Raw genomic sequence first — 2,269 nt, 5'->3', positions numbered from 1 at the left:
TTTCGTCTGTAGTTTGTCTAATGAATTAAATAGTAATTTTTATCATATTTTTGAGCTTTTTATCATAATATATTAGAGAAAAGAGATAATTGCGATAAAAACAAATTGTTTTTAGCAATATCGAATTATATAATAATACTGTAATATATTGTAATTTACAGGAGGATGTTGTATGTCAAACATTAATGTAGTAATCGCAGATGATAATGAGAGGATTCGTCAGAATTTACAGGAAATTGTTTCAAGGGAGTGTGATATGACGCTTGTTGGGAGTGCTTCTGATGGAATGGATGCCCTGTCCATGATTCGGACAAGCCACCCTGATGTTGTACTTTTGGATATTATCATGCCAAAAATGGACGGGCTTGGAGTCCTTGAAGAAGTAAAAAAAGATGAAAATCTCTTAAAAAAACCGGCATTTATTATTTTGACAGCAATGGGACAGGAAGAAGTTATGGAAGAGGCTTTGGGATTAGGGGCAAATTATGTATTACTCAAGCCTTTTGATTCGAATGCACTGGTTAAGAAAATCCGACAGATTAAAAATGGGAAAATAGCGGCAAATAGAAAAGATTTTATTACACTGAAAGAAAAAACAGAAGAGAAGGATGGGGATTACCGTCTGGAAATTATTGTGACAAATATCATTCACGAAATTGGTGTACCTGCTCACATTAAAGGGTATCAGTATTTAAGAGATTCCATTATTATGTCTGTAAACAATATGGATATTTTAAATTCCATTACAAAACAGCTGTATCCGACTATTGCAAAGATGCATGAGACAACTCCTTCTAGAGTGGAAAGAGCGATTCGGCATGCAATTGAAGTCGCATGGAATAGAGGAAAAATGGATACGATTAATGAGTTGTTTGGATATGGCATTCAGGCAGGAAAGGGGAAACCGACCAATTCGGAATTTATCGCTTTAATTGCAGATAAAATCCGTCTGGAGTATAAAGGAAAAATAAAATATCCTGCAGAAGCATAAAGAGGTTGAGAGGAGGAAAGAAAATGAAGATAACTATGAAAAATGAGAAGATTATAAAAGTGCTGGTGGCAGACAATTCAGAATTTGCAAAAAACAATCTGAGAGACTTTTTAGAGAGTAGTGAAGGAATACAGCTGATTAACGTGGTAGATAACGGAAAAGATGCGTATCATTTCATTATGGATGAAGCACCAGATATTGTTCTTATTGATGTTATTTTACCAGTTATGGATGGATTTACTGTCATTGAAAAAGTAAATGCAAATAAAAGTATAAAAAAGAAACCTTCTTTTATTATTATTTCTTCTATGGGAAATCAGTCAATGGTTGAATACGCCTGTAAATTAGGTGTACTTTATTACATGATGAAGCCGTATAATTTAGACAGTATGCTTCACCGGATTTTTCAGACAGCAAGCTCTCATATGGAAGCGGAACGGGATACTAAAAAGAAAGAGAGAAAGCATTTGATGAAAGGGTATGGAATTTCAGGCTATATGGAAAATACACTGGAAAATGATGTGACAGATATTATCAGAGAAATTGGCATTCCGGCACATATCAAAGGCTACCAATACATCAGAGAAGCCATTATGATGACAGTAAATGATATAAATTTACTGAATTATATTACAAAACTTCTGTATCCTACAATTGCCAAAAAATATAAAACAACTTCAAGCAGTGTGGAAAGGGCAATCCGTCATGCAATAGAAGTGGCATGGAATAAGGGGCAGATAGATGTACTTGAAGATATGTTTGGTTATACAATCAGTGCAGGAAAAGGAAAACCAACCAATTCGGAATTTATCGCACTCATTGCAGACAAGCTTCGCCTGGAATATCGAATGCAGGCTTAGTTACTATTTAATTCATTAAGCGAACTACAGACGAAGCCAGTGAACTTCATAAGCCATATTTGTGATTTTAGTCGCGGCGTGTTGAATGCTCGCTCCACGCGCTCGCATCCAACACTTGCTCCGAGACCACAAATATGGCTTATGAAGTTCACTGGCTTCTGTGCCGTGCTGGAGAAGGTGAATTAAACAGGAGGAGGGGATTTGGGGAGAGAAGCTGATGTATTCTGCTTACTCGAGAATGACTGGGAATAGGGGATATGACTTAACCTGCCTATATGTAATAGTAAGATAAAAAAATATCTATCTGCGATATTCTGAGAGTAAGCAGAAAACTTCTACCCTCTTCCCCAAATCCCCACAACTGCTATTTAATTCAAACAAAATCTAGCCAAAGACAGCCCGAGAAGAGATAAGCTAT

The 2,269-nt window shown here is 36.1% G+C and carries 2 protein-coding genes; both read left to right on the top strand.

The annotated features are described in order from the left end of the window. The first annotated feature begins 172 nt into the window (after positions 1–172). The gene (spo0A, locus tag EUBHAL_RS09090; protein WP_005348394.1) at positions 173–991 is read left to right on the top strand and encodes a sporulation transcription factor Spo0A; all 819 of its coding nucleotides are present in this window, start codon (positions 173–175) and stop codon (positions 989–991) included. Positions 992–1,014: 23 nt separating this feature from the next. After that, the gene (gene spo0A, locus EUBHAL_RS09085; RefSeq protein ID WP_005348392.1) at positions 1,015–1,851 is read left to right on the top strand and encodes a sporulation transcription factor Spo0A; all 837 of its coding nucleotides are present in this window, start codon (positions 1,015–1,017) and stop codon (positions 1,849–1,851) included. Positions 1,852–2,269 lie beyond the last annotated feature (418 nt).

It is taken from the genome of Anaerobutyricum hallii DSM 3353, from assembly GCF_000173975.1.
Classification (GTDB): Bacteria; Bacillota; Clostridia; order Lachnospirales; family Lachnospiraceae; genus Anaerobutyricum; species Anaerobutyricum hallii.
The sequence above is the reverse complement of the archived record's forward strand: the minus strand, read 5'-3'. Positions and strand labels throughout refer to the sequence as shown.

Bases quoted from the DNA above. Each gene is read 5' to 3' on its own strand.
- spo0A (WP_005348394.1), top strand. From the start codon at position 173: ATGTCAAACATTAATGTAGTAATCGCAGATGATAATGAGAGGATTCGT.
- spo0A (WP_005348392.1), top strand. From the start codon at position 1,015: ATGAAGATAACTATGAAAAATGAGAAGATTATAAAAGTGCTGGTGGCA.